The following is a 25,880-nucleotide window of genomic DNA, read 5'->3' as shown; positions in this document are numbered from 1 at the left end:
ATGCCGAAGGTGTGGAAGGCGACCGATCTGAAACCAGCGGAACAGCCGAGGCATCTAGCCAGAGGTCATCTGATTCGCGCGGCGATCAATCTCCTGGTCGGTGACGAAGGAATCGGGAAGAGCCTTTTTTGGGTGCTGATCATCGCGGCAATCACCAAAGGCCGTGCTGTTCCGGAACTCGGTATACCCGCCCGCGCCCCGCAGCACGTCCTACTGGTGATCACCGAGGATGCGTGGACCGACACTGTGCTGCCACGCTGCGAGGTTGCGGGGGTGGACCTGGACTACGTGTCGGTGATCTGCGCCGAGGACGACGGTAGCGGTGCGCCAGTGTTCCCCCGAGACATGGACCTTGTGCGCAACGCCGACCCCCAGCCGGTGCTGATCGTCGTCGATGCCTGGCTGGATACCGTCGCAGCGAACCTGTCGGTCAAAGACCCGCAGCAGGCACGTCGTGCACTGCACCCGTGGAAAGAGGTGGCGACTCACACCAGCGCCGCGGTGCTGCTGTTGACCCACACCAATCGCCTCGACACAGGCAATGCTCGCGACAAGTACGGCTCTACCGGCGAGCTGCGCAAGAAGGCGCGCCTAACACTGTTCGCTCAGCAGGATGACGACGGCAACCTTGTTGTTGGTGTGGAGAAGGCCAACACCACCAAGGCATTGCCGGCCTCTATGTTCACCATTGACCCGATCCAGCATTTCGATGCGACCGACGAACACGACGGCTCGGTGCCTCGACTGCGCTACATCGGCCAGTCGGATCGGACCGCACGCGACCATATCGCCGATCAATTCGACGGCGAACACGGTGACGACCGCCAAGAGCGTCAGGACGCCGCGACGTGGCTTCGCGGGTATCTGGAAGTTGAAGGCCCCGATGCGCACTCAGCAGAGGCGAAGAGAGAGGCCAAGAAGGCGGGGATCTCTGAGCGCACCCTTCAGCGGGCCCGGAAGAAGTTGGGCGTGGTGATCGGATACACGGGGCAACCGCCGGTGTCGACGTGGTCGTTACCCGACCAAAGTGACCGTGTCGTCGATGGGGAAGTGGTCGACTCGACCGTTGTGCCACCCGAGGCCACTACCTCTACGGGTGGCACAGCTGGCACAACTGGCATATCCACTGGTCACAACGCTATGCCAAAGGGCGAAAACCCTAGTTGTGCCACACCCACCGACACGGGGCACGAGGTGGCACAACGGGGTACCGCGCGCCCGACGATCTGCTCGGTGTGCGGTTTCGCCATGACGTTCCCCGCCGATGTCGACGCAGGCCACCACGACGCGTGCGTTCCGCAACCCGCCGTGATGAACATCTGCTCGGTGTGTGGACGCCCCTGCAAACCCACCATTGCGGCTCACGTCGAGTGCCTGACGGGGAAGGCGTCGTGATGCGAACCGATTACAACTCGGGTGCCCTTGGTCTCCTCGCCGCGATCCTCGCCGACAGCCCTGATCTGAGTGGAGCAAACTGTATCGGCTCGCCAGAGCTATTCGATCCGCGTGACCCCCGCGAGAGCGCCGACGAGGTGCGCTACCGCCACGATGCGGCCGAAGCGCTATGTCACCAGTGCCCTGCGCTCGAACGGTGTCGGTCATGGACGTCGAGCCGCCGCGATGACGGATCAGTGGTTGCTGCGCAGGCGCCTCGACTTCCCGGTCGACCACGGAGCGGTGCCGCGTGAGGCGCTACGGCAGAGGCGGTTCGGCGTCGGTCTACGTCACCCGCGACTATGCGCGGCCAGTCGTCGTGACGCTGGTCGGTGACCGCTACGGCCTCGACATCGACGAAGCAACTCAACTCGCAATCGATCTCGCCGCAGCCATTGAGGAGGTACGCCATGTCTCGGCGCCGTGAACAAGCCTGGCCCACACATCGACGGAAAGCCCGAGCGCGCCGCAAAAGCCAACACATCTACCCGACGAGGAAACCGAGACCATGAATCCGAGTGATGACATTCGTGCCCGCCGTCTGTTCATTGCCGCAGCAGATGGAGACAACGCCGCACTCAACGAAGTTCTTACCGATGCACTCGAGGCGGGTCGATGTACTGAACTGCTGGTCGGCATCGCAACATTGGCCGCTGAACATGCCCGACCGGGCACGGTTGGCATTGTGCGACAGGAAGTCCTGAATTTGACGATGGAGCAGCTGCCGTGAGCGAGATTATCGTCGTTGACGGGGTGGTGATCTCCGCCGATGACGCCCTCTACATTGAGGCCGCGCTACGACTTCTGGACAAGGTGATGAGGCAACGTGGTCTTGGAGTCAAACGCCGTGTCCTCATCCTCGCTGAACAACTCGCCGCTGCTGGCGAACGTTCCGATACCCCAACAGCGGCACACGACACGGAACTCGTTGGGGCACAGTCGAACGTAGATGACCTGATCGGCACAGAACAAGCCGCACAGCGACTCGGATGCTCACCGGAGAATGTTCGAGCCTTGTGTCGACGAGGATCACTACCCGCAGTGCGCCACGCAGGACGGTGGATGATTCCCGACACGGTTGTCGCAGAACGGATTACGGAAAGGACATCACAACAATGCCGAACCTCAGTATCGACGTCTACGGCCCGGGCCACGACGTCACTGGCCGTGCCTCAGCGACCGTCGCTGCGTCTCAGTTCGTGAAGATCAGCGGCAACGCCGACGAGGGAGTCATCGCGGTAGCACCTGCAGACGCCGGTGGTCGCGTCGCTGGTGTCGCCAAATACGCTGCCGCACAAGGTGAACTAGTCGGACTCGCCCGAGGTGCCTCACGCGTCGTGCGGGTCACCGCTGACGGCGCTGTCGCCGCATTCTCCGAGATCGAAGTCGGAGCCAACGGCAAGGCCAAAACCAAAACCTCCGGCGTCGCAGTCGGATACGCCGTCACCGCAGCAGCCGCAGGCTCGCTGGCCCTCGTCTCCCTCTACCACTGAACGGAACACACCATGTCCATCCTGATCCCCAGCATCGACGGCCCCAACGTCACAGTCGCAGCAGTCATGGCCCAGCCCACCTGGCTGCGCGCGAAAATCGCCGACCTCACCGAAGGCAACGAACTACTGTCGACCTTCTTTAGTCCTGCCGGCGCAACCGTCACAGGTGGCGGCATCCTGCACCCACGACTGACTGGCGCCGATCGCTACACGGCCGACGACGTCGTCGAGCGCGGTCCCGGCGACGAATACCAGCGAGTCCGCGCCATCGACCCCGACTACCGTCTCGCGCTCGTCAAAGACTACGGCGCGACCGTCGAGATCACCGACGAGGAAATCGACCGCGGCGACATCTCAGCACTCAACAACAAGGTGAGCCAACTCAGCAACACCCTCACCCGCAAACTCAACGTCAAGGCTCTCGAAGCGATCGACGATGCCCAACCTGACGAGATCCCCGCATCAGCCGCGTGGACCTCGTTCATCACAGTCGGACCCGCCGACCAGATCACGCCGCACGTGCTGCGCCCCCTCTCCGACCTGCTGCGAGCTCGCAACGCATTCGTCGAGGACCGCTTGGGCTTCCTGCCCGATACGTTGCTCCTCTCAAGCGACGACGCCCTCGCACTGTCCATCGGGTACGCAGAAGACCTATCCAACGTGCTCACCGCTGCAGGGCTGACAATGGTCACCAACCCGTACGTGCCGGCCGGACGCGCCTACGTCGTGCAGAAGGGCAAACCCGGCATCGTCGGATACGAACGACCGCTGACCGTCGACGTCATCGACCAACGCGAAAAACGGCAGAAGCTCATCCAGGTCTACGCCGTACCCGGATTCGCAATCGACCGACCACAGGCCACCAAGGTTGTGACCGCAACGGTGCAGCCATGACATTCATCGACTCCGACTTCGCCCAACGGCACGGCCTGACCGGCGCCCTCGCAGTAGCAGCCGCACACGAGACCGCACGCACCCACGCGCAACTCGTCGACGCCGCAATCGCAGACGGACGCGTATCAAGCAACCGCCGCGCGTTCTGGCTCGACCACCTGCGCAAAGCACCCGAGGACGTCGACATCCTGGCAGCGATGGCAGCACCCACACAACTGTCACAAGGAGCCTGGCCAGACCACTAAAGTCTTCGGCGCGTCAAACTCACCCAAGGCCGTAACGCTCCAGTTCCAGCCGACCGGGAATGCATGGCCGCGAGAGCCCCGTCCCGCCAGTGGACTTTCCAACTCGAAGACCGACCAGCGCGCCGACACCAGACCCCCGCAAACCCACCACGGGCGAGCGGGGGTCTACCCATCCCGGCACCCCCACCAAAAATCCAGACACCCCCCACACCATGACTGCCGAGGTAAGTCAGGCTTTTATTTTTTCGCAGGTCGTGGGGTGTTTTCGCCGAAGGACGTCCGCGAGCTTCGAGCCACCGCCCTGGCTCCGTTCCACCACTTTCGTGGCGTCACGAAAGTGGTGGGAGCGTAGGCATAAGGTCGCACGAGTTCAGGGCCGTCGCGCTTGAGTCGGGCGGTGATGGTGGCACCAGACCCACTGTGCCGATTTTTCGCTCCAACCCCGTTCGCCGCTGGGATTTCCGCCCGCCGCACCCGCGCAATCTGCTCCGGCAACCGTGGTCACGATGACCATGCATGGATCAATCCCCACGAACGGGGCGCATCGAAAACTTCCGAAGATTCCGATCTCCTACCGACGTTCAGTCCCTCACGTACGGGGCGCATGATGGTCTGCTTGTCAAGCAGGCCATCGCGGCTCGTTCAGTCCCTCACTCGCGGACTTCGAAGAGTTCGGAAGGGTCGCGTTTGAAATGCGACCCTGGGCGCATTTTTCGGTGACGCCACCGAAAAGTCGGTCAGGGGTTCAGTCCCTCACGTACGGGGCGCATGGTGGGGCAAATGCCACACCTGCACCTGCCCCCTGTGTGTGAAAATGGCGACTCACCGCGGAGTCGCAGACACGGGCATGTTTTGTGGCACTGACCCCCTTCCCCGGTATGGGCGTTTCAGCCGTGAGTCCCGCCCGATTCTGCGTGCGCCGTTTCCTCTGTTTTGCCGGTGAGTGGACGCCACTCCGGGCCATTCGACAGCTTGTCTGAAGTCGCTGCGTGTATGCTTCGCGGCATGGCTGTAACATCGCGCAAAACCCCCGCTACGAGCGATGTAACGCGGGTCCGTCGTGGACAGATCCAGCAGATGCGCACGACTCAGGCGAAGCCCGCCCAGTCGCTGCGAAGCGCCGTCGAGCGCAGGAAGAACGCGGGCAAGTAGGCCAAGAGTGGCCGAAGGTTTCGCTGCCACTCCCCTGCATTCGGAACACAGGACCGGTTACCTGGACTGTGGAGTCGGATCGTTGGATCGTTGGCTTGATAAGCAGGCGCTAAAGGATCAAGAACTCGGACGCTCTCGGACGCACGTATGGGCTGACGAGGAAGACATTGTCGTCGCATACTTCACGCTTCTCCAAACAGTGGTGTCCGAGACCGACGACGATCAGCCGTTCTTCAAAAAACTCCGTCCGCGTCACTATCCGGATATGTCTGCTCCTGGTGTGTTGCTGGGCAAACTGGCGCTGAATCAACAGCTGCGGGGCTCGGGCGTGGACCTCCTTGCGGACGCATACATGACGGCATATGAGGCGGTGAGATTGATCGGAGGCGTGTTCTTCGTCGTCGATCCTGCCGACCACCCTAAGGTCCATGACTTCTATGTGAGGTCGGGGTTCAAGCAGATTCCCGGTACTAAACGCATGTTTCTGAACTTCGACGAGTTCAACGAGGGCGCGCCACTATGAGCCCACTACTTCTGCCCACATTCTGCCCACACTTGCCCACGAAACCGGGTGATCTGGGGTGACGTCGAGAGACCTCAAACCGCAGGTGAGGGCGCATATCCGACCCTGACCACGAGGGTCAATTAGGGTTCAAATCCCTCCGCCACCGCCAGAAATACCCCCTCACCTACACAGGTGAGGGGGTATTTCGCTGTCTGGAACCGAGCGGCGCCGCCTCGGCTCTCCCGTTTTCAGTCATTTCTGAACGGTCCCGACGAGCCGACCTGGGCTTTTGTCGCCGGGCGCCTCTCAAAATGACTGAAAACGGGAGAGGTCCGGAACGTCTTCGGATAGAACAGGTCCACACGCCCTGTCAGGCGGGAAACGACGGCCTCAGTGCTCCGTCGAGAACCCCGCGCGCCGACGGTGTGCTTCCAGCGCGAGCGTGACGAGGCGGTCGATGAGGTCGGGGTAGGCGATCCCGGTGGCCTGCCACAGCTTCGGGTACATCGAGCCCGGGGTGAATCCGGGAATCGTATTGACCTCGTTGAGCAGCCAACCGCGGCCGTCCTCCTCGTAGAAGAAGTCGACCCGCGCCATGCCCGCGCACCGCATGGCGAGGAACGTCTTCGCTGCGAGCTCACGGACCTCGCGCACCGCCTCGTCGCTCAGCGGCGCCGGGATCACCAGCTTGGCCGCGCCGGTGATGTATTTGTCCTCGTAGTCGTAGAACTCGCTGCCGGAGATGATCTCGCCCGGCACCGACGTCTCGGGGCTCTCGTTGCCGAGCACAGCAACCTCGACCTCACGCCCGGACACGAACTCCTCGATCACCACGACGTCGTCGTAGCGCAGCGCCAGGTTGATCGCGTCGTCGAGTTCTGTTGCGTTGTGCGCCTTGGTGATTCCCACGGACGATCCGAGGTTGGCAGGCTTGACGAACAGCGGCAGGCCCAGCTCCTCGATGGCGCGGAACGCCACGGTGCGCGGGTCGTCGACGCCGTCGCGGTATTCGATCCACCGGCACTGCGGGATTCCCGCCTGCGCGGCAACGACCTTGGCCATGCCCTTGTCCATGCACGCCGCCGAGCTGAGCACACCGGCGCCGACGTAGGGGAGTTTGAACAGCTCGAGCATCCCCTGGATGGTGCCGTCCTCGCCGTGTGGCCCGTGCAGTAGCGGCAGCACGACGGTGATCGCGCCCTCGGCGTCGGCCTGCAGTTCGCGTAGCGGGTCGATGACGGTGCCCGCGATGTCGAGTGCATCGGGCAGCGGCGTGTTGTCGGCCAGCGAGGCGATCACCTTGTCGTTGCGTACCCAGGTGCCGTTCTTCGCGATACCGATCGGGACGACGCTGTACTTGGCCGGGTCGGCTGCTGCCAGCACGTGCGCCGCGGTCACGCGGGACACATCGTGCTCGGCGGAGACACCGCCGTAGAGAACAACCAGGCGAAGCAGGGGAGTCGACATGGGTCACACGATACGTCGACGCTCCCCCGCGCTCTCCCCGGCGTGCGGGGTGTTTCGCGCGTTCCTCTAGCGTTGAGGCGTGCACATGCAGGCAACTGAGCTGGCGGACGCGGTTGGCGGTCAACTCGTCGGAAACGACGTGACGGTCGACGGCGCGACGATCGACTCGCGCGCGGTGCGGTCCGGGCAACTGTTTGTCCCGATCGTCGCTGCTCGCGACGGACACGACTTCATCAAGGGCGCGGTGTCGGCGGGCGCGGGCGCCTACCTCACCGCGACCGGTCCTGTCGATGGCGTCGACGCTCCGGCCATCACCGTCGACGACACCGCGCTCGCACTCGCCGACCTCGGCCGCGCAGCTCGGCGTCGACTTCCCGAGCGAGTGGTCGGGATCACGGGGTCGGTGGGCAAGACGTCGACCAAGGATCTGCTGGCCGGACTGCTCTCCACCACGTTCCGCACAGCCGCGAGCGAGAAGTCGTTCAACAACGAACTCGGCCTCCCGCTGACGCTCTTCAACGCCCCAGACGACACCGAGGCAGCAGTCGTCGAGATGGGTGCGCGCGGGGTCGGGCACATCGAGCTGCTGTGCTCGATCGCGCGCCCGACCGTCGGCATCATCACCCGGGTCGAGGGTGTACACCTCGAACTCTTCGGCAGCATCGAGGCCGTCGCACGTGCGAAAGGCGAACTGGTCGAAGCACTTCCGGCCGACGGCATCGCCGTGCTCAACGCCGACCACGAGCGCGTCGCGGCAATGGCATCCCGCACGTCCGCCCAGGTGCTGACCTACGGACTCACTCCCTCGGCCGACGTCGTGGCCACCGACATCGTCGTCGACGATCAGCTCCGTGCATCGTTCCGCCTGCACACGCCGTGGGGCAGCACGCAGGTGTCGCTCGCGGCGCGCGGCGAGCATCAGGTGTCCAACGCGCTCGCCGCCGCGGCGGCCGCGGGCGGACTCGGCGTACCCGTCGAGTCGATGCCCGCCGGGTTCCTCGGGGCCGCGCTGTCGGGCCTGCGCATGGAACTCTCCACCACGGCAGACGGCGTCGTCGTGCTCAACGACGCCTACAACGCCAACCCGACGTCGATGTCGGCCGCGCTGCGCTCCCTGGCGGCCCTTGATGCTCGACGACGCTTCGCCGTGCTGGGAACGATGGCAGAACTCGGACACGACTCAGCTGCCGAGCACGAGGCGATCGCGCTCCAGGCAGAGTCGCTCGGCATCGCGGTGATAGCCGTCGACGAGCCCTTCTACGGCTCGACAGCCACCCATGTCGCCGACATCGACGCCGCCGTCGCGGCACTCGCCGGACTCGGCAACGGCGACGCGGTGCTGGTCAAGGGCAGCCGCGTCGCCGCGCTCGAGCGGGTAGCCGAGAAACTGGGCTGAGCTACTTACCGTCGGCGTTCGCGCGGATCACGTCGCGCAAAAACACCGCGAGACCAGGCGCGACGTCGTCGTAGTGCTTGGCGAACCGCGGATCGGCGACGTACATGTCGCCGAGACAGACCTGCATCTCATAGCTGCAGTCGTAGAACTTCTCGATACTCGCCCGATGTTGCTCGGCGAGGTCGTCGGCCTCGGCAGAACCGGGTTCGACGCCGCGCCCCAACGCGTCGGCGAGGCGTGCCTCGAAGGCGTCGGCGTCGGCTTTGATCTGGCGCCAGTCGTCCTTGCTGAACTGCGCCGTTCGCTGCTGGCTCTGCGTCCACTGCTCGGTCTCACCCCAGCGCTGCTGCGCCTCGGCTGAGTACTCCTCGGGTAGCCAATCGTCGCCGAAGATCTCGCTCTGTTCGGCGGCTGACAATTGAATCCCTGACTTCTTCGCGTCCATCATGTCCTCCACTGCTGCAACCATCCGGTGCAAGCGAGCGATCCGCTCATTGAGCAGATCGCGCTGGGTGGTCAAGTGGCCCAGCGCATCTGCGTGCGGATCGTCGAGCAGGGTCGCGATCTGCTCGAGTGGAAAGCCCAACTCCCGGTAGGTCAGCACCTGGTGCAGGCGCTCGACGTCACCGTCGTCGTACACGCGATATCCCGCGGGCGTGCGGCCCGTCGGGGTGACCAGACCGATCTGGTCGTAATGGTGCAACGTCCGCACACTGACACCGACGAGACCGGCGACCACACCGACGGTGAGGTCGCCCGACGACGGGGCATTTCCTTCGCTCACGCCGATGACTCTGCTGCCTGACGTCGCGTGAGGGTCAAGTCGGCGGGGGCCCTACGGCGCGAAGCCAACTCTGTCCGAGCCCTTCTCGCACGCGGCGAGCAGGCCGTTTCCGGTAGCCGGGGCACACGACCAGCCGTCGACGTCCTGCGGCTCACCACTGGAAATCTTGGGTCCGTACGACTTGGCGAGCGTCATGGCGTCGGCACAACTCACGTCGCCGGCGAGAATCTGTACGGTCAGCGCGCCGTCGGGTCCGGAGATCTTGTCGCACTCCTTGGTGCCTGCGGCGGTCTCGGGGGGTAGGGAGGTGGTCGGTGTTCCGGGGCGGGGGCCGCCGACCACGACGGGGCTCGTCGAACTGCTCGCCTGCGTCGCCGCTGTGCTCGACGTGTCGGCTTGTTGTTCGGTGCCACAGCCGGTCAGCACCAGAGACGCAGCTCCGAGGGCGCCGCAGCAGGCCAGCACGATACGGGTGGGTACCTTGAGGTTCGTTCCGCGCGTCATGGACTCACCGTAGCGAATCCGCGCTTCGCGTCAGCACGCCTCGTCGGAAGCTGGTTTGAGCTCAGGCCGCTCGACCTGCGAAGATCGGTCGGTGACCCCGCCCGACATCGACGCTCCCGACACCAACCCGACCGGTCTGCACCTGCGTCCCGACCATTCCTACGCGGTGGGCACGCGACTCGACGGTTCGCTCGGCCGCACCGGAGTCATCACGACGCCGCACGGCGAGATCCACACACCCGCATTCGTGCCGGTCGGAACCAAGGCGACGGTCAAGACGGTCCTACCCGAGGCGGTCGCCGCGCTCGGCGCGCAGGCCGTGCTCGCAAACGCCTATCACCTCTATCTGCAGCCGGGACCCGAGATCGTCGACGCCGCGGGCGGCCTCGGCGCCTTCATGAACTGGTCGGGTCCCACCTATACCGACAGCGGCGGGTTCCAGGTCATGTCGCTCGGCACAGGTTTCAAGAAGGTCATCTCGATGGACGTGACCGGCGAGCAGGACGACGAGAAGATCGCCGAAGGGCGCGAACGACTTTCCCGCGTCGACGACGACGGCGTCACCTTCAAATCGCATCTCGACGGGTCGTCGCATCGGTTCACGCCCGAACTGTCGATGCAGATCCAGCACCAACTCGGTGCCGACATCATCTTCGCGTTCGACGAGCTGACCACGCTGATGAACACCCGTGGCTACCAGGAAAATTCGCTGGAACGCACTCGGCAGTGGGCGATTCGCTGTCTGGCAGAACACAATCGGCTTTCCGTCGAGCGTGGCCATCGACCTCAGCAGTCGCTGTGGGGTGTGCTGCAGGGCGCTCAGTACGAGGACCTGCGACGTAAGGCGGCCCGCGACCTGACCGAACTCTCGCGGCGCGACCAGGATTCCGGCGGAAAGGGCTTCGGCGGCTTCGGAATCGGTGGCGCTTTGGAGAAGGCCAATCTCGGCACGATCGTCGGCTGGGTGAATTCCGAACTGCCAGAAGACAAGCCGAAGCATCTACTGGGCATCAGTGAACCCGACGACATCTTCACCGCGATCGAGAACGGCGCCGATACGTTCGATTGCGTCTCGCCGACGCGGGTCGCGCGCAACGGCGCCATCTACTCGCTCGACGGCCGCTACAACATCACCAACGCGCGATACCGCAGCGACTTCCGATCGCTCGATCCCGAGGTCACCAACTACACCTCGCAGTACTCGCGCGCCTACCTGCACCACCTGTTCAAGGCGAAGGAGGGGCTCGGCGCGACGCTGGCGACACTGCACAACGTCGCCTTCGTCGTGCAGATGGTCGACGGCGCGCGCAGAGCCATCGAGTCCGGCGACTACTACGCCTACCGCGACGAATTCCTCGGCCGGTACTACGCGGGGAATCGCAACGACTGAGCTGCGCGATGGCTAGGTGATCAGGCCGTTTGCGACTCGAGGACCGTGTGTTCCGGCGTGATGCGTTCCCAGAAGACTGCACCGACGCATGCGATGACCACCCATCCGACACCGATCACCCCGCACCACAGGATCAGCGTCATGGCGACCCCGATCGGGCCGAATCCGTTCCAGCCGGAAAGCAGTGCCGGAAACGCTACTCGCGAGGCGAGTGGCAGGACGACACCATCGACGGCAACCCCGGCTAACCCGGCCAGGAGAAGATAGCGCAGACCTCGACCCCCGTCGCGGACCAAGAGCGGTGGGGTCAGCGACCAGAAGATCCACACCGGTAGCAGCCCGACGACGAACATCAGCGCGTGCGTGGTCGTGCCGGTGCCGACGGTGTAGGTCAGCCATTCGCGCGTAGCGAGCATCACGAGGTACAGCAGGAACCAGATGGCGCCGCGGAGGAGACGTTGGCCGATTCCGAATTGTTCCCGACGCCACGCCTTTCCGAAGATGGCGGCGATGGTGATCGACATGGGGATTCCCCAGACCAGGAAACCCGCGACGCCGAATATGGTCCAACTCGATCGCAATCCTGCGGAGTTACCGAAGGCCTCGCGCACCTGGTCGTCGAGCGGGTGATGTAGCCCGGTTTCCCGGATGAACACCGTTCCCGGGCTGGCGTTGGAGGCGAACCCGGAAAAGTATCCGAATCCGAGGATGATCAACGGGATCACCGTGGTGAACAGCTCGACCGACACGAGGGTGCCCGCGGTACCGCCGTCGATCTCGGTGAATCGATCAGCGATCGCGGTCGTGATCCGACCCGACCGGGCCTCATGAAGTCGACGACGGCGCTCCGCGAATCGACTCTGTGGATCGATCCGCTCGCGATCCGTCCGCTCGCGCTGCTCACTCACTGGTGCATATCGATATCACTCCGTACGCAGTCGGTGCTTCCCGTCGGTCGCTACTTCTCGTCCAGCTGTGTCTCTTCGTCCAGTTTTGTCTTGTCGTCCCACTGTGCTTTTTTGTCAGCGGCCAATCGGGCGATCACTGCCGCCCGCGACACCGGGTCGAGTCCGCTCATCGCGTCCTGGATCTCCATGGTGGTCGCATCGACCGTGCGCCGCTTGCTGTTGAAGATCACCGCGCCGACCACGAGTGCGATACCCACGGCAGCGATGACAATTCTATTCATACTCATGATGTCCTTCCAGGAATCCTCAGGCGTCCTTGCCCACCGGGGTGGCTGATGGGTCCGTGAGATCTTTGGCATAGAGCGCGGCGTCGATGGCGTCGAGTACGGCCACCCATGCGTTCTGAATCGCGATCCGTGCAACGCTCACCGAGTCGTCGGCAATGCGTTCGGCTTTATCCGCAGCCTCCTGCGCACGGCGGACGTCACGCTCCTGAGCGCGCTCGGTGATCTGCGCGTCAACCTCAGCCTTCTTGGCCGACAATGCATCTGTGAATGACTGCCAATGCGAGGTCACCGCGGCGGTGGCCGCATCACTCTTCACCTTCAGGTCCCCGGCTACCCTCTCGGTTGCTTCGGCGGCCTCGGCAATGCGGGCTTGCACCTGCTCATGATTCTCCCTCTCGGCTGAGGCCACGGAGTCGAGAAATCTGTTGATGAAATTTCGCAGGTCGTCCAGGCGTACATCAACCAACGTGTCACTGTTGACCTCGCTGGCAGTTGTAGATTCTGAATTCGTTGACATGTCTTACCTTTCGACTTCGCAGGTTGGTCAAAACTCGATCGAACCCCGATCCGGGTTCTCGATCGTCGGTTGCTGTCGTCGGTGAGTGCGTAACTCCCATGCACTAGTGAAACTACGCTCGTCGGACTTTGTCGCGGTAGGTCAAAGGTCCTAAAGATCATCAGATTCCCTTGTCCGCCAATACAAATCACATGCCGACGATCGGCTCATATCACCCATTGCCGACCAAGCGGGTATCTTGCTTGGGGCCGAGTCGGCCGACAAGTATCTGCTCCTACTGCGGTGACTTCGCGGGCCGGTCGTCGACAGGGAAGTGGTACGCCGCCTGAAGCCGGTTTATCTGAGCGCGCACGTTGAACAGCTCGGTGAGCAGTGCCCGCCTCTCGCTCGCCGGCACATCGACGGCGTCGAGTTGCTTGATCAACGCTGCGGCAAGCATTTCGAACTCGCCCAGGAACACTCTCGCTTGCAGGGTGGACGGATTCTCCGACTGTGCATCCATGATCGACAGCCTTTCCGTAGTGCAGATCGCACTTCTTGAATCGATCGTGTCGAGGGTTTCCCCTACGACGGTTCGGTGGTACCAGTCAAGAGCGAATGGCAAGATCATCACCGCCAGCGGAGCCAATACCACTGCAGCAGCAGTCACTTTCAATCGTGCCTTCCGCGGGTCGTGAAAATGTTCGTAGCGCAAGACCGAAACAGAGTTCTCGATTTGTCAGCGCGGCGGCTTTGTCTCAGCAGCCAAGTGCACGCACGCGGAGCGTCGGCTGCCACAGAATGCTAACGACCGCCATCCAGCGTCGTATACGTCCGCGAATCCGAAATCCCTGGATCTATATTGTCTTCAGCCACAACGGAAGATGCAGCTGTCCGCGCCGCGTGGGCACGCCTCGATCGTGCCCGCGACTTCTCGACACGACCGCTCGTATCAGAGTCGGTCCGCAATTTCGAATGCCAGACACAACTCCGTCAATTCCTTTGGCACGCGAAGAGATCTCTGCGTCACCTGCTCGATCCGGCGCAGACGATAACGGACCGTGTTCGGATGACACGAGAGCGCTTCCGCCGCGTCATCAACAGAGCCGTTGGCGAGCATCCATGCGCGGAACGTGGCTGCCAACAACTCCTTGTCGGCGTCCTGAAGCGAGTCGTACTTGCCCAGGACCACCTCGGCGATCTTGCGCGTCACATCCGGTGCGCTGACCGCAGCAACACCGAGCACCGAGTCGTCGAACTCCTTGACCAGCATTCCCGAGGGAACTGACTGCATGGCCAGCCGTGCGTAGCGCATGCTGACGGCGGTGTCGGTGAGATCGTCGAACTGTGGGCTCACCCCCACCGGGGTGTTCGCCACCCGACCGAGTAGTTCGACAACCTTGCGATATGCGTTCCGCGAGCCGACGTGCACCAGCCCGATGTGTACGTCCGGCAGCAGCCTCCACGCCGAGTAGACGTCGACCGTTCGCAGACGTCCGGCAATATCGGGTAGCGGCATCCGGCCCGGCATCGGCGGTTGCGCCGCGACGACGACATACGGTCCCTGCGCCGGGATCGCCAGCATGCGCGCGATGTCCCAGCGTGTGTAATCCGCGAGGTGGTGTCCCTCGAGCAGCGCCTCGACCAGCGCAGCGCGTTCTGCTTCGTCGTCGATCGCACGGGCTGTTGCGTGATCGCGATATGCCCCCGACATCGCTTCCGTGTAGGAGTCCTGGGCAGACCAGATCTTCTCGGTCGCAGCAAGTGCCAAGGCTGCGTCGGCTGACATACCTGCGATCGCTCCACTCAGGGATTGCCAAATCTGGTGAGCGGCAATTCGGAAACTGTCCATCACGGACGCCAACGGCACCCCCTGCTCCGCCCGGAGCCGACCGATCTCGACGGCCGACGACAGATCGGGCCCCGTGGTGCCTTCCAGCGAGCGGAAAACGTGACTCAAATTGTCGCGGGCGGAAGCAAACAGCGAGTCGCCGGAAACGGCGTTGTCTGCGTGATAGAACTCGACCTCAGCGTGGATCGCGGCAACGATGAGTAGGGCAAGGTCATCCACCTGAGCCTGTAGAAGTCCACCGAGTTCGGCGATCTGGTTGTCGATTTCACGCGACGCCACGACACAAACGTTAACGCTGCAGCGCCGCGACTGTAGGAGACCGAAGTGGGATTGGGGCTCGGCCTCGAGGACGGTCCTGCAGACCGGGAACCATCGCGATGTCCGTTTCGTTGACATTGACGTATCCTGAACTCTGACGTTCCAGCTTCGAATCCTCCCGACAGAAAGACACGATGAACCGCGCTCGGCGCAAAAAACGGAAACCTCGACGATCCAGCCCCCACTCGGGGGCATTCACAACTCCTGACACGTCGGTTCATGTTCCGACGGTCCGCGACGAGGTGATCGCATGATGATCCTCCTCGGAATCGTGATCGGAATTCTCGTCGTCTTCGCCATCACCGCGTTGACCGGCTACTTCGTGGCGCAGGAGTTCGCGTACATGGCCGTCGACCGGTCGCGACTCAAGGCCCGCGCCGCAGACGGCGACGCCGCGGCAGCCCGCGCACTCTCGGTGACACGCAGAACCTCGTTCATGCTCTCGGGTGCACAGCTCGGCATCACCGTGACCGGACTACTCGTCGGCTACGTCGCCGAGCCGCTGATCGGCAGTGGCGTCGGCGAACTGTTGGGCGACGTCGGCATCCCGGTAGCCGTTGGCGTGGCCATCGGCACCGTGCTCGCCGTGCTGTTCTCGACGGTCGTGCAGATGGTGTTCGGCGAACTGTTCCCCAAGAACCTCTCGATCGCGCGCCCCGAGCCGGTTGCGCGTCGACTCGCACTCTCGACGTCGATCTACCTGAAGGTGTTCGGTCCGGTCATCTCGCTGTTCGACGCCGCGTCGAACCTTCTGCTCAAAGCGCTGCGCATCGAGCCGGTGCACGACGTCGAGCACTCCGCGTCGCCGCGCGACCTCGAGCACATCGTCGCCGAGTCGCGCGAGGTCGGGGAGTTGCCTGCCGAACTGTCGACGCTCCTCGATCGTGTCCTCGACTTTCCCACTCGCACAGCGGAGCACGCGATGGTGCCCCGGCCCCTCGTCGACTTCGTCGCAGCAGATACCTCGCTGTCGGAGGTTCGCGACCTGATGGCGGTGGGGCACACGCGATATCCCGTCGTGGGAACGAACCCCGACGACGTCGTCGGGATCGTGCACCTGCACGATCTGCTCGAACGACTCGACGAAACGAGCCTTACCGCAGCCGATCTCGCGCGTCCCGCCGCGATCGTGCCCACCACGCTGCCGCTTCCGGCGGTGCTCGAACGCCTCGACACCAGCTCAGATGACGAGATGGCTGTCGTGATCGACGAATACGGCGGAATCGCGGGCATCATCACCGTCGAAGACATCGCCGAGGAGATCACCGGCGAGATCGACGACGAGCACGATACGACGTCGTCGGAACCGATCGAGCTGACGGACGACGGCTGGCTCGCACGTGGCGACACGCACCTCGACGAGGTGTCGCGAGTGATCGGACACGAGGTGGCCGAAGGCGACTACGAGACCCTGAGCGGACTCGTGATCTCGACGTCGGGCGGACTGCCGCAGGTCGGTGACAGCGTCGAATTGCCGCTTGCCGACGCCACTTTCGCTGTCGCTGCTCCGACGGTGACCGCAACGGTGACGCAGGTCAGGCGCCGCGTGCCCGCGACCGTCCACCTCGTCATCACCGAGTCCGGAGACGCCGATGAGTAACCCCTGGGTCGTACTCGCGGTCACGGTCGCGTTGATCGCGGCGAGCGCGTTCTTCGTCGCTGTCGAGTTCGCGCTGATCGCCGCTCGTCGGCACCGTATCGAAGATGCCGCGCAGACCAGTCGTGCCGCGCGAGCCGCGCTACGCAGCTCGTCGGAACTGTCTGTGCTGCTGGCCGGTTCGCAGTTGGGTATCACCGTCTGCACGCTTGCGCTCGGCGCGGTGACCAAACCCGCTGTGCATCACTGGATCACGCCGGGGATCGAAGCACTCGGCGCGCCGCTGTGGATCGCCGACGTCGCGGGATTCATACTCGCGCTGATCATCGTGACCTTCCTTCACCTGGTCGTCGGCGAGATGGCACCCAAGTCGTGGGCCATCGCACACCCGGAGAAATCGGCTGTGCTGCTGGCGATTCCGATGCGCGCCTTCATGTGGGTGGTGCGCCCGGTGCTCGTCGTGCTCAACCAACTCGCCAACTGGTGCCTGCGTCGCGTTGGCGTGCAGCCAGTCGACCAGGTGTCGTCCGGACAGGATTCGGCCACGTTGCGACAGCTGGTCGACCACTCCGCCGAGACCGGGATGCTCGACGACGAGTATCACAACAGGCTCAGTGCGGCGTTGGCCACGGAGGCGCTCGCGGTGGGCGACGTCGTAGGCGACGGCGCACTCGACGGTGTTCCCGCGGATGCTTCTCCTGCTGGGATTCAAGAGGTTTCGCGTCAGACGGGGCACTCTCGACTGCTCGTCGTGCGCGCAGGGGCAGAAGAGAACCTGACCCGCGACTCGGTGATCGGTGTGGTGCACGTCCGAGACAGTCTCAATGCGGCTGCCGATGTCACGGCAGCCAACCTTGCCCGAGACGTGTTGATCCTGCCTGCCGAGCTGCCGGCCTACGAGGGTATGGCGCGCATGCGCGACAAGCGCGCACATATCGCGCTGGTATCTGCGGGCGACGAGGTTCTCGGCGTGCTGACTCTCGACGATCTGCTCGACAGGCTGTTGACGACCGCGTCCTGAGCGCGGATGTGAGTGCCTCTCAGGTCCATTCGTCTTCGGTGAGGATCCACGGCTGCGTCGGGAGCTTCGTCGGATCGAAGCGTTGAGCGAGGTCGTCGAGGGTGACATGTTCGCCGGGCTCGGCCAGCTGTAGCGATGCCGCAATGTGGTCGAGAACCGTTGCGGTGCCGACGCCGCGCGCGGCGAGGTCGGCTAGCGTGACAGCCCCGTCGCGCTTCGACAAGCGAATCTGCTTGTCGTTGAGCACCATCGGGACATGCGCGTAGACGGGAGGGGTATGCCCGAGCAGCGTCGTGAGGTACGACTGGCGTGGGGCGGACGACAGGAGGTCGTCGCCGCGGACCACCTGGTCGACACCCTGCTCGGCGTCGTCGACGACCACCGCGAGGTTGTATGCGGGCGTGCCGTCGCCACGTTGGATGACGAAATCGTCGACGGCGCCGGTGTATTCGCCGTGCAGGATGTCGACGACGCTGAACTCGTCGACGTCGGAGACGATCCGGATAGCGGGCGGACGCCCGGCCGCGCGCTTGCTCTCGCGCTGCTCTGCGGTGAGGTGTCGGCAGGTTCCGGGATAAGCGCCCGGTGGGGAGTGCGGCGCCGACGGGGCTTCGAGGATCTCACGTCTGGTGCAGAAGCATTCGAAGGTGCGGCCACGCATGGTCAGGTCGTCGATCACCGCGCGGTACCGATCGAGCCGGTCGGTCTGGTACACGACCGGCGGCTCCCAGTCGATCCCGAGGGCGTGCAGGTCGTCGATCTGTCGCTGATCGGATCCCACCGCGGTGCGGTCGAGGTTCTCCATCCGCAGCAGAAACCGGCGGCCCGAGGTGTGGGCGAAGAGCCACGCCAGCACGGCCGTGCGCAGGTTGCCGACGTGCAGGTCGCCCGACGGCGACGGCGCGTACCGCCCGGCAGCAAGCGCCGGCTGCGCAGCGGGTTCGTGTGCGGACATCGGAGACGACACTACCGCCGCGGGTGGGTGGTCCTCTCCGCTGATTGAGCGGCCGCGAGCGCAGCGAGCAGCCGAGTCGAAATCACCAGCGGCGACGCTCGGCCGGCGGTGGTCTCGACAAGCTCGACCAGCGGGAGGACGCTCGACCAGCGGGAGGACGCTCGACCAGCGGGGGACGCTCGACCAGCGGGTGGGACTCGCGGAGGGGTGGGCCCTTTCCGCTGATTGAGCGGCCGCGAGCGCAGCGAGCTGCCGAGTCGAAATCACGAGCGGCGACGCTCGACCGGCGGTGGTCTCGACAAGCTCGACCAGCGGGGGACGCTCGGACAGCGGGACCAGCGCGGCACGCGCGGCTCATTGCGGGATCGTCGTGCAATGGGGAGTATGGGGTGGTGGACCTACCGGTCATGCCTCCCGTCGCGCCGATGCTCGCCAAGGCTGTCTCAGCGGTGCCGGAACAACCCGACGGTGAGCCGTCGTGGTCCTACGAACCCAAGTGGGATGGCTTTCGTGCGTTGGTCTTTCGCGACGGCGACGAGGTCTACATCGGTTCCCGCGGAGGCAAAGACCTCGCGCGCTACTTCCCCGAGATCGTCGACGCCGCGCGCGCCGAACTTCCCGACAAGGTGGTCCTCGACGGCGAGATCGGCGTCCCGTCCGTCATCGATGGCGTGCACCGCCTCGATTGGGACTCGCTCGCGCAGCGTATTCATCCCGCCGACTCACGCGTACGGATGCTCGCCGAGAAGACACCCGCGATCTTCATCGGATTCGACGCGCTCGCACTCGGCGACCGCAGCGTCGTCGACGAGCCCTTCGCCGTACGCCGCGACACGCTCGTGGAGGCGGTGGGTGCGCACAAGCCGGGCAGGCGGTTCAACGTCAGCCGCGTCACCGCCGACGCCGACACCGCGCGCACCTGGTTCTCGGCATTCGAGGGCGCGGGCCTCGACGGCGTGGTCGCCAAGCGGCTCGGCTCGCCATACGTCGAGGGCAAGCGCGAGATGCTGAAGGTCAAACACAAGCGCACGGCCGACTGTGTGGTCATCGGCTACCGGGTGCACAAGAGCGGAACCGGCCTGGGCTCGATGTTGTTGGGCCTCTTCACCGATTCGGGAGACCTTCACATGGTCGGCGGCGCTGGTGCGTTCACCGACAAGAAGCGAATCGAACTCGAAGAGATGTTTGCGCCGATGCGTACCGATCCCGACAAGCCCGCACCGGGCGAGCCGACGCGCTGGCGATCAGAGAAGTCGGGGGAGTGGATACCCATCAGGCCCGAGCTCGTCGCCGAGGTCGCCTACGACCAGATGGAGAACCACCGATTCCGGCACACCGTGAAGTTCCTGCGGTGGCGTCCCGACCGTGATCCCGAGAGCTGCGGCTACGACCAACTCGACGTCCCGCTGACCTACGACCTTCACGATGTGCTCGAAGGAGACGGCTGATATGGCATCCCGCTCGCCCGCCGAGGAACTCGACGTGGACGGTGTTGCCGTCCGGATGAGCAACCCCGACAAGATCTACTTTCCCGAGCTCGGCGAAAACGGTGGCCGCAAAAGAGATCTCGTCGGCTACTACCAGCGCATGGCGCAGGCGCGCGACGACGGTGCCGACGGCCCGTTCCTGGTCGCCCTACGCGATCGCCCGACATTCCTGCAGCGCTTCCCCGACGGCATCGACGGCGACGAGATCTACCAGAAGCACCTACCGAAGAAGCGGCCCGACTTCATCGACTCGACGCGAATCACGTTCCCCTCTGGCCGAACCGGGGATGCACTCCGTCCGACGAGCCCGGCGTCGATCGTCTGGGCGGCCAACCTCGGGACCGTCACCTTCCATACCTGGCCGACGGTCGCGGCCGACAACGACCATCCCGACCAACTGCGCATCGATCTGGACCCGCAGCCCGGCACCGACTTCGACGACGTTCGACGCGTCGCCGTCGACCTCCTTGCTCCGCTACTCGACGAGCTCGGCTACGTCGGATACCCAAAGACGTCTGGTGGCAGGGGAATTCACGTGTTCATCCCCATCGAGCCGCGCTGGGACTTCATCGCGACCCGACGCTGTGGCATCGCGCTCGCACGCGAACTGGAGCGTCGAGACCCTGACGCCGTGACCACCTCGTGGTGGAAAGAGGATCGCGGCGAGCGGATCTTCGTCGACTTCAACCAGAATGCGCGTGACCGGTCCATGGCCGCGCCGTATTCGGTGCGACGCAACGCAATCGCGCGGGTATCGACCCCCGTGACCTGGGCCGAGCTCGCCGACGTCGATCCCGACGACTGCACCATGCGCAGCGTCCCGGAACTCGTTGCCCGACGGGGTGATCCGATGGCCGACATCTCCGCGCATCGTCGTGGTCTCGAGCCACTGCTGGAGATGGTCGAACGCGACGACGCTCAGGGTCTCGGCGACATGCCCTACCCGCCGAGCTACCCGAAGATGCCGGGTGAGCCTCCGCGCGTGCAGCCAAGCAAGAAGGTGGGTGCCCACTGGGACGAGGAAGGAAACAGGATCGGTCCGAACTGAGCGTCGAATCCGGCGTCGTGCAGTCGAAACGCGGCGTCGCACAAGGGAATGAGTAGCGAATGACCACAACCGCAACGTTCGAATCATGGCCGGAGCTTCGTGTGTCCGACTGGGAGCAGACCCGCGACACAGTGCACATGTGGAGTCAGATCGTCGGAAAGACCCGAATGGCGCTGGCCCCGAATGAGAATCATTGGTGGCAGGTCGCGCTGTATGTGAACTCGGTGGGTCTCACGACGTCGTTGATGCCCTACGACGGCTACGGCCTCGAGATCGTCTTCGACTTCGTCGACCACGTCCTGGATATCACCACGACGAAAGGCGAACGGCGACAAGTACGTCTCGAGCCGCGCACCACCGCCGACTTCTACGCTGACTATCTGGCACAACTGGAGTCGCTCGGCATCAGCGTTCCCATCTACGACCACCCCGTCGAAGTGGCCGAGTCGATCCCGTTTCCGCAAGATACGACGCACGCCTCGTACGACGCCGACGCCGTGAAGCTCTTCTGGCACCAATTGGTCAGCGCGCAGCGCGTTTTCGCGGAGTTCCGTGGGAAGTGGCGCGGTAAGTGCAGCCCGGTCCACTTCTTCTGGGGCTCATTCGATCTCGCGGTCACCCGATTCTCCGGCCGTCCCGCTCCGCTGTTCTCCGGCGTCGTGCCCAACTGTCCGGAGCGAGTGATGGTCGAATCGTATTGCGAGGAGGTCTCCAGCGCCGGGTTCTGGCCCGGTGGGGCCGACGAGGGGGCCTTCTACTCCTACTCGTATCCCGTGTACGAGGGCTACCCGGACGCGAAGGTGCACCCCGCCGCGGCGTCGTACGACACGACACTCGGCGAATTCCTGTTGCCGTACACCGCCGTTCGGACCGCCGACGACTCCGATGCAAGCCTCCGGGAGTTCCTGCAGTCGACGTTCGACGTCGAATCCAGCCTGGGGGAGTGGCCCTAGCAGGTGAATGTGTGTCGTATCGAAGGATGTGTGTGCTGCAGCGCCCACATCCTTCGATACGACACACATTCTCCGGTCAGCCGAGGGTGTGCTGCGCCCAGTCAGCGAACGACTCCCACCCGATCTGCGGATAGGCCGCGTGCAGTGCTGCGACGTCGACGCTGTACCCCTTGGTTGCCAAGAACGTGAACATCGCCCGCATGTCCGGCGACGAAATACGTTCGGGGTCATACGATTCCGCGTGAACCTGCTGGCCGGTCGCGGCAGTCACGGCGGCGGCCATCGCATTCGGAGTGATTTCGTCGGAGGCCAGGTCGATGCGTCGGCCTGCGAAACCGGACGGGGCGTCGAACAGCATCGCGACGAATCGGCCGAAGTCCTGGCGCGAGAGTTGTTGCAGTGGTTTCTCCGCGGGGAGGGCGAGCGGCATCACGCCGGCTTTGAGTGCGTCGAGGCTGCCGAGCAGGTTGTCGTAGAAGTACGTCGGGCCGACGATCGTGTGCGGGATGCTCGACGCAGCGAGCTTCGTCTCCACCTCGTACTTCGAGTCGAAGTGCGGAATACCGGTGTTGTGATCGGCATCGGCGACCGACGAGAACACCAGGTACGGCACGGCTGCGGCTTCAGCTGCCGCGATGATGTTCTCGCCCTGACCGACCTCGGCGTCGGCTCCCGCCTCGAACGGCGTCGTCAGGGCGAAGACCCCGGCGGCGCCGGCGAAGGCGTCGTCGAGCCCCCTTCCGGTCGCGATGTCGGCGACGGCGAGCGGGATGCCGCGGTCCGCGAGCTCCAGCGACCTGTCCGAATCCAGAAACCGTACGACGCCGCGCACGGATTTGCCTGCGTCGCGCAGCGCGTGCAACACCGCGCCGCCCTGATTGCCGGTCGCGCCGAGAACGACGTAAGGATATTCGGATGTGGGCATGGCGTCGACCTTTCCGTGGCGAGGAGCACCTCCGACGCTACCGATCGACGCCCGGTGACGACCGCACGAATTTGGGTCTGGGGTGGATTGGCCGTTATTATCGCCAAGCCTGGAGGATTCGCCTAGTGGCCTATGGCGCTCGCCTGGAACGCGGGTTGGGTTAATAGCCCTCAGGAGTTCGAATCTCCTATCCTCCGCAGCAGAAGCGAGCCCGGCGCGTACGTGAGCGTCGGGCTCGTTTCGTTTCCGCAGGTCACTGCTCCGAATCCGGTTGTCGTTCACTCCGCGGACACCTGCGCCTGGGATGGTTACGCGCGTTCAGCCGGAACGCTGCTCGCGGCGGCGGTCGAACGTACCCACCCCGTCCATGGCAGGAGCGACACGATGGCAGCGTTCAGAGCGACCAACCGCCCGCATCCGCATCGCCCGCGGCCGGCACGTCCACTGCAACCGAGTCGTCGGTTGGCTCTGGCGGCGTCGACGATCGCCCTGGCCGTGATGGCGTCGTTGGTCGCTTTCGCCCCGGCGCACGCATCGCCACAGCGTGGGGTTGACCCCGTGCACACCCCGACGCGCGCAGCGGGCGACTTCAGCCTGCTCATCGCGTACAGCTTCGGCAACCGCATCGCGCCGGGCGTCGACCCGACGCGCACGGTCGGCGAACCCGGCCCCGTCAACGAAGCGTTAGCCGAAACCGCGATCCGCACGCGCGGCAACCGCGCCATCCCGATCTACGCGCAGACCGAGATCGCCCGCGTACTGCATGCGAAGTTCCATGCCGCAGGCGTCGTCGAGATCCCGCCGAATCGCAAGCCCGACGGCACGCTCGTCTACCTCTCCACCGACGGTGTCGCCGCCAAGGTCGCACAACTCCGCGGACCGTCGGCGCGCGTCGACGTCGCCGGGATCGTCGCGTTCTCCGACCATCTGTGGCGCGCCGTCTACACGACGCGAGCCAACGGACTCGACGCCTATGCGCCCGCAGGCATCGCGATGCCCTCGACCTATGACGGACTGTCCGGGCAGGACTGGACCCGCAGCCGCACCGCCTACCTGCCGCGCGACTACGCGGCCCGCCTCGCTCTGCTCCCGCGACTCCTGCGCTGATCGGCTTCCGGGCGACAGCCTCGCCGACCCCCTGACACATCACGGCGAAGGCTCGCTACAATTGACGACGGATCCCGCGCGGCGTGCATCCTGTGAACTCCCCCAGGGCCGGAAGGCAGCAAGGGTCAACGGGCTCTCTCGGGTGCGCGGGGTCCTCTAACTTTGTTCAGATCCGCAAGCGTGCCGAAAGCCGCCATCGAGCCTGGCGCCGGTTCGGCGAGAGGTCTCCGTTGAACTACCACTCGATGAGTGCAGACGAACTTCGCGCCACCCAGGACGACCTGCAAAAACTGTACGAGGGTTTACTCTCCGCAGGGCTGAAGCTGGATCTCACCCGTGGTAAGCCTGCGCCGGAACAACTCGACCTCTCCAACGAGCTGCTGTCGTTGCCCGGCCTCGGCGACTACCGCGACGCCTCCGGCACGGACTGCCGCAACTACGGCGGCGTCAGCGGACTGCCGGAACTCCGCGCGATCTTCGCCGAACTGCTCGCCGTCGACGCCGACAACCTGATCGCCTTCGGTAACGCGAGCCTCGACCTGATGCACCAGGTAGTGGTGTCCTCGCTGCTCAAGGGCACTCCCGACTCACCGGCGTCCTGGTCGTCGACCGGCGAGACCGTCAAGTTCCTGTGCCCGTCGCCCGGCTACGACCGCCACTTCGCGATCACCGAGCACTACGGCATCGAGATGATCCCGGTGCCTATGCTCCCCAACGGCCCCGACGTCGACGTCTGCGCGCAGCTGGTTGCGGACGATCCGTCGATCAAGGGTCTGTGGGCCGTGCCCACCTACTCCAACCCCACCGGCGCCACCTACAGCGAAGACGTCGCACGCGCCCTGATGGCGATGCCCGCGGCGCCGGACTTCCGTGTCTTCTGGGACAACGCCTACGCCGTCCACACGCTCGTCGACGCCCCGCCCACCCCGCTGCCGATCGTCGACATCGCCGCGCAGGAGGGCCACCCCAACCGGGTCTACGTGTTCGGCTCGACGTCGAAGATCACCTTCGCGGGAGCGGGCGTTGCGTTCTTCGGGTCGTCGGCGGCCAACGTGAAGTGGCTGACCGACAATCTCGCGTTCACGACGATCGGCCCGGACAAGATCAACCAGCTTCGCCACCTGAGGTTCTTCGGTGATGCCGACGGCGTGCGCGCGCACATGGCCAAGCACCGAGAGATCCTCGCCCCCAAGTTCCGTCTGGTGCTCGAGATTCTCCAAGACCGGCTCTCCGACTCCAAGGTCGCGGCATGGTCGGAGCCCGAGGGCGGCTACTTCATCAGCCTCGACGTCCTCGACGGCGCCGCCATGCGCACCATCGAGCTTGCGAAGGAAGCCGGGATCGCTCTGACGGCCGCCGGCTCGACCTACCCGTACAAGCACGATCCGTACGACCGCAACATCCGGCTCGCACCGACCTTCCCCAGCACCGACGACCTGCGCGTCGCGATGGACGGCGTTGCGACCTGTGCACTTCTTGCCGCGACGGAGAAGCTCCTCGCCGACGTCGAATCCTGACGAGACGGCGCGCGTGTGACAGTCCGGCAATGGTGAGGGCCTCACGACGTTGGGTCGTGGCTGTCGGCTTCCTGCTCGTCGCCGCCGTGGCCGTGTGGTTGCAAGATGTGATCGTTCCCTTCACGACGCCGTTCTGGGGACTCTT

The 25,880-nt window shown here is 64.6% G+C and carries 28 protein-coding genes, 1 tRNA gene and 1 other RNA gene; 20 read left to right on the top strand and 10 right to left on the bottom strand.

Features of this window, described 5'->3' with window-relative positions; genetic code table 11:
- The 9 genes from ABW18_RS16790 (at position 1) to ABW18_RS16765 (ending at position 5,741) form a co-directional block, all read left to right on the top strand.
- Positions 1–1,395, top strand: a complete 1,395-nt coding sequence (locus ABW18_RS16790; RefSeq protein ID WP_420841311.1) for an AAA family ATPase — start codon at positions 1–3, stop codon at positions 1,393–1,395.
- 289 nt (positions 1,396–1,684) lie between these two features.
- On the top strand, positions 1,685–1,861 hold the full coding sequence (locus ABW18_RS22920) for a hypothetical protein (RefSeq protein ID WP_160318055.1): 177 nt from the start codon (positions 1,685–1,687) through the stop codon (positions 1,859–1,861).
- An 81-nt stretch (positions 1,862–1,942) separates the two neighbouring features.
- Positions 1,943–2,164 (top strand): hypothetical protein, encoded by a 222-nt coding sequence (locus ABW18_RS16785; RefSeq protein ID WP_049700150.1) that lies wholly within the window; start codon positions 1,943–1,945, stop codon positions 2,162–2,164.
- An 86-nt stretch (positions 2,165–2,250) separates the two neighbouring features.
- Entirely contained in the window at positions 2,251–2,637 is a 387-nt protein-coding gene (locus ABW18_RS23505) for a helix-turn-helix domain-containing protein (protein WP_373279123.1), read from the top strand.
- A complete protein-coding gene (locus ABW18_RS16780) occupies positions 2,550–2,927 on the top strand; it encodes a capsid cement protein (RefSeq protein ID WP_005180389.1) in 378 nt (125 codons plus the stop codon). The genes ABW18_RS23505 and ABW18_RS16780 overlap by 88 nt, the downstream gene beginning before the upstream one ends.
- A gap of 12 nt (positions 2,928–2,939) precedes the next feature.
- Positions 2,940–3,821, top strand: coding sequence for a major capsid protein (locus ABW18_RS16775; RefSeq protein ID WP_049700149.1), 882 nt, complete (start codon positions 2,940–2,942; stop codon positions 3,819–3,821).
- Positions 3,818–4,066: a hypothetical protein gene (locus ABW18_RS16770; RefSeq protein WP_049700148.1), complete on the top strand. Its 249-nt coding sequence runs from the start codon at positions 3,818–3,820 to the stop codon at positions 4,064–4,066. The genes ABW18_RS16775 and ABW18_RS16770 overlap by 4 nt, the downstream gene beginning before the upstream one ends.
- A 1,005-nt stretch (positions 4,067–5,071) precedes the next feature.
- Positions 5,072–5,218: a hypothetical protein gene (locus ABW18_RS22915; RefSeq protein WP_157227548.1), complete on the top strand. Its 147-nt coding sequence runs from the start codon at positions 5,072–5,074 to the stop codon at positions 5,216–5,218.
- Between the two features lie 7 nt (positions 5,219–5,225).
- The gene (locus ABW18_RS16765) at positions 5,226–5,741 is read left to right on the top strand and encodes a hypothetical protein (protein WP_005171335.1); all 516 of its coding nucleotides are present in this window, start codon (positions 5,226–5,228) and stop codon (positions 5,739–5,741) included.
- Positions 5,742–6,113: 372 nt separating this feature from the next.
- Here the strand turns inward: ABW18_RS16765 and ABW18_RS16760 are convergent, their stop codons facing one another.
- On the bottom strand, positions 6,114–7,190 hold the full coding sequence (locus ABW18_RS16760) for a D-alanine--D-alanine ligase family protein (protein WP_049700147.1): 1,077 nt from the start codon (positions 7,188–7,190) through the stop codon (positions 6,114–6,116).
- Between the two features lie 85 nt (positions 7,191–7,275).
- On the opposite strand from ABW18_RS16760, the gene ABW18_RS16755 reads away from it, so the two are divergent.
- Positions 7,276–8,586: a UDP-N-acetylmuramoyl-tripeptide--D-alanyl-D-alanine ligase gene (locus tag ABW18_RS16755; protein ID WP_049700146.1), complete on the top strand. Its 1,311-nt coding sequence runs from the start codon at positions 7,276–7,278 to the stop codon at positions 8,584–8,586.
- A gap of 1 nt (position 8,587) precedes the next feature.
- Here ABW18_RS16755 and ABW18_RS16750 read toward each other — a convergent pair whose 3' ends face one another.
- Both ABW18_RS16750 and ABW18_RS16745 read right to left on the bottom strand, forming a co-directional pair.
- Positions 8,588–9,370 carry a MerR family transcriptional regulator gene (locus ABW18_RS16750; RefSeq protein WP_049700145.1) on the bottom strand — a complete coding sequence of 261 codons (783 nt, stop codon included), beginning with the start codon at positions 9,368–9,370 and terminating at the stop codon, positions 8,588–8,590.
- Positions 9,371–9,421: 51 nt separating this feature from the next.
- The gene (locus ABW18_RS16745; RefSeq protein ID WP_049700144.1) at positions 9,422–9,874 is read right to left on the bottom strand and encodes a hypothetical protein; all 453 of its coding nucleotides are present in this window, start codon (positions 9,872–9,874) and stop codon (positions 9,422–9,424) included.
- A gap of 91 nt (positions 9,875–9,965) precedes the next feature.
- On the opposite strand from ABW18_RS16745, the gene tgt reads away from it, so the two are divergent.
- Positions 9,966–11,264 (top strand): tRNA guanosine(34) transglycosylase Tgt, encoded by a 1,299-nt coding sequence (gene tgt, locus ABW18_RS16740; protein WP_420841306.1) that lies wholly within the window; start codon positions 9,966–9,968, stop codon positions 11,262–11,264.
- 20 nt (positions 11,265–11,284) lie between these two features.
- Here the strand turns inward: tgt and ABW18_RS16735 are convergent, their stop codons facing one another.
- The 5 genes from ABW18_RS16735 to ABW18_RS16715 form a co-directional block, all read right to left on the bottom strand.
- On the bottom strand, positions 11,285–12,172 hold the full coding sequence (locus ABW18_RS16735) for a hypothetical protein (protein WP_049700143.1): 888 nt from the start codon (positions 12,170–12,172) through the stop codon (positions 11,285–11,287).
- 50 nt (positions 12,173–12,222) lie between these two features.
- Positions 12,223–12,459 carry a hypothetical protein gene (locus ABW18_RS16730; RefSeq protein ID WP_152930121.1) on the bottom strand — a complete coding sequence of 79 codons (237 nt, stop codon included), beginning with the start codon at positions 12,457–12,459 and terminating at the stop codon, positions 12,223–12,225.
- 19 nt (positions 12,460–12,478) lie between these two features.
- On the bottom strand, positions 12,479–12,775 hold the full coding sequence (locus ABW18_RS22770) for a hypothetical protein (RefSeq protein WP_152930120.1): 297 nt from the start codon (positions 12,773–12,775) through the stop codon (positions 12,479–12,481).
- Positions 12,776–13,250: 475 nt separating this feature from the next.
- Positions 13,251–13,670, bottom strand: coding sequence for a hypothetical protein (locus ABW18_RS16720; RefSeq protein ID WP_152930119.1), 420 nt, complete (start codon positions 13,668–13,670; stop codon positions 13,251–13,253).
- A gap of 237 nt (positions 13,671–13,907) precedes the next feature.
- Positions 13,908–15,086: a PucR family transcriptional regulator gene (locus ABW18_RS16715; RefSeq protein ID WP_064865093.1), complete on the bottom strand. Its 1,179-nt coding sequence runs from the start codon at positions 15,084–15,086 to the stop codon at positions 13,908–13,910.
- A gap of 289 nt (positions 15,087–15,375) precedes the next feature.
- On the opposite strand from ABW18_RS16715, the gene ABW18_RS16710 reads away from it, so the two are divergent.
- Both ABW18_RS16710 and ABW18_RS16705 read left to right on the top strand, forming a co-directional pair.
- Positions 15,376–16,725, top strand: a complete 1,350-nt coding sequence (locus ABW18_RS16710; protein WP_049700139.1) for a hemolysin family protein — start codon at positions 15,376–15,378, stop codon at positions 16,723–16,725.
- Positions 16,718–17,743 carry a hemolysin family protein gene (locus tag ABW18_RS16705; protein WP_049700138.1) on the top strand — a complete coding sequence of 342 codons (1,026 nt, stop codon included), beginning with the start codon at positions 16,718–16,720 and terminating at the stop codon, positions 17,741–17,743. Before ABW18_RS16710 ends, ABW18_RS16705 begins: the two co-directional genes overlap by 8 nt.
- Positions 17,744–17,762: 19 nt before the next feature.
- On the opposite strand, the gene gluQRS is transcribed toward ABW18_RS16705, so the two are convergent.
- On the bottom strand, positions 17,763–18,698 hold the full coding sequence (gene gluQRS, locus ABW18_RS16700) for a tRNA glutamyl-Q(34) synthetase GluQRS (protein ID WP_049700137.1): 936 nt from the start codon (positions 18,696–18,698) through the stop codon (positions 17,763–17,765).
- 392 nt (positions 18,699–19,090) lie between these two features.
- Here gluQRS and ABW18_RS16695 point away from each other — a divergent pair, with 392 nt between their 5' ends.
- From ABW18_RS16695 to ABW18_RS16685, 3 genes are read left to right on the top strand one after another with little or no spacing between them, the layout of a single operon-like run.
- A complete protein-coding gene (locus ABW18_RS16695) occupies positions 19,091–20,146 on the top strand; it encodes an ATP-dependent DNA ligase (protein WP_049700136.1) in 1,056 nt (351 codons plus the stop codon).
- Position 20,147: 1 nt separating this feature from the next.
- Positions 20,148–21,233: a DNA polymerase domain-containing protein gene (locus ABW18_RS16690; RefSeq protein WP_049700135.1), complete on the top strand. Its 1,086-nt coding sequence runs from the start codon at positions 20,148–20,150 to the stop codon at positions 21,231–21,233.
- 59 nt (positions 21,234–21,292) lie between these two features.
- The gene (locus ABW18_RS16685) at positions 21,293–22,186 is read left to right on the top strand and encodes a DUF5996 family protein (RefSeq protein ID WP_049700134.1); all 894 of its coding nucleotides are present in this window, start codon (positions 21,293–21,295) and stop codon (positions 22,184–22,186) included.
- Positions 22,187–22,262: 76 nt separating this feature from the next.
- Here the strand turns inward: ABW18_RS16685 and ABW18_RS16680 are convergent, their stop codons facing one another.
- Complete coding sequence (locus ABW18_RS16680) at positions 22,263–23,111, bottom strand: NmrA family NAD(P)-binding protein (RefSeq protein ID WP_049700133.1); 849 nt, start codon at positions 23,109–23,111, stop codon at positions 22,263–22,265.
- A 111-nt stretch (positions 23,112–23,222) separates the two neighbouring features.
- On the opposite strand from ABW18_RS16680, the gene ABW18_RS16675 reads away from it, so the two are divergent.
- The 4 genes from ABW18_RS16675 to ABW18_RS16665 all read left to right on the top strand — a co-directional run bounded on the left by ABW18_RS16675 (position 23,223) and on the right by ABW18_RS16665 (position 25,735).
- A tRNA-Ser gene (locus ABW18_RS16675) sits at positions 23,223–23,308 on the top strand.
- Between the two features lie 187 nt (positions 23,309–23,495).
- Entirely contained in the window at positions 23,496–24,218 is a 723-nt protein-coding gene (locus ABW18_RS16670) for a hypothetical protein (protein WP_235434426.1), read from the top strand.
- A gap of 66 nt (positions 24,219–24,284) precedes the next feature.
- Positions 24,285–24,379, top strand: an RNA gene (gene ffs / locus ABW18_RS22515) — signal recognition particle sRNA small type.
- Between the two features lie 69 nt (positions 24,380–24,448).
- Complete coding sequence (locus ABW18_RS16665) at positions 24,449–25,735, top strand: aspartate aminotransferase type Ic (RefSeq protein WP_049700132.1); 1,287 nt, start codon at positions 24,449–24,451, stop codon at positions 25,733–25,735.
- Positions 25,736–25,880 lie beyond the last annotated feature (145 nt).

Source organism: Gordonia jacobaea (assembly GCF_001186365.1).
Lineage (GTDB): Bacteria > Actinomycetota > Actinomycetes > Mycobacteriales > Mycobacteriaceae > Gordonia > Gordonia jacobaea.
The sequence above is the reverse complement of the archived record's forward strand: the minus strand, read 5'-3'. Positions and strand labels throughout refer to the sequence as shown.

Coding starts and splice junctions, on each gene's coding strand:
- ABW18_RS16790 (WP_420841311.1), top strand. CDS start 1: ATGCCGAAGGTGTGGAAGGCGACCGATCTGAAACCAGCGGAACAGCCG.
- ABW18_RS16785 (WP_049700150.1), top strand. CDS start 1,943: ATGAATCCGAGTGATGACATTCGTGCCCGCCGTCTGTTCATTGCCGCA.
- ABW18_RS23505 (WP_373279123.1), top strand. CDS start 2,251: ATGAGGCAACGTGGTCTTGGAGTCAAACGCCGTGTCCTCATCCTCGCT.
- ABW18_RS16780 (WP_005180389.1), top strand. CDS start 2,550: ATGCCGAACCTCAGTATCGACGTCTACGGCCCGGGCCACGACGTCACT.
- ABW18_RS16775 (WP_049700149.1), top strand. CDS start 2,940: ATGTCCATCCTGATCCCCAGCATCGACGGCCCCAACGTCACAGTCGCA.
- ABW18_RS16770 (WP_049700148.1), top strand. CDS start 3,818: ATGACATTCATCGACTCCGACTTCGCCCAACGGCACGGCCTGACCGGC.
- ABW18_RS22915 (WP_157227548.1), top strand. CDS start 5,072: ATGGCTGTAACATCGCGCAAAACCCCCGCTACGAGCGATGTAACGCGG.
- ABW18_RS16760 (WP_049700147.1), bottom strand. CDS start 7,190: ATGTCGACTCCCCTGCTTCGCCTGGTTGTTCTCTACGGCGGTGTCTCC.
- ABW18_RS16755 (WP_049700146.1), top strand. CDS start 7,276: ATGCAGGCAACTGAGCTGGCGGACGCGGTTGGCGGTCAACTCGTCGGA.
- ABW18_RS16745 (WP_049700144.1), bottom strand. CDS start 9,874: ATGACGCGCGGAACGAACCTCAAGGTACCCACCCGTATCGTGCTGGCC.
- ABW18_RS16730 (WP_152930121.1), bottom strand. CDS start 12,459: ATGAGTATGAATAGAATTGTCATCGCTGCCGTGGGTATCGCACTCGTG.
- ABW18_RS16710 (WP_049700139.1), top strand. CDS start 15,376: ATGATGATCCTCCTCGGAATCGTGATCGGAATTCTCGTCGTCTTCGCC.
- ABW18_RS16705 (WP_049700138.1), top strand. CDS start 16,718: ATGAGTAACCCCTGGGTCGTACTCGCGGTCACGGTCGCGTTGATCGCG.
- gluQRS (WP_049700137.1), bottom strand. CDS start 18,698: ATGTCCGCACACGAACCCGCTGCGCAGCCGGCGCTTGCTGCCGGGCGG.
- ABW18_RS16690 (WP_049700135.1), top strand. CDS start 20,148: ATGGCATCCCGCTCGCCCGCCGAGGAACTCGACGTGGACGGTGTTGCC.
- ABW18_RS16685 (WP_049700134.1), top strand. CDS start 21,293: ATGACCACAACCGCAACGTTCGAATCATGGCCGGAGCTTCGTGTGTCC.
- ABW18_RS16680 (WP_049700133.1), bottom strand. CDS start 23,111: ATGCCCACATCCGAATATCCTTACGTCGTTCTCGGCGCGACCGGCAAT.
- ABW18_RS16670 (WP_235434426.1), top strand. CDS start 23,496: ATGGCAGCGTTCAGAGCGACCAACCGCCCGCATCCGCATCGCCCGCGG.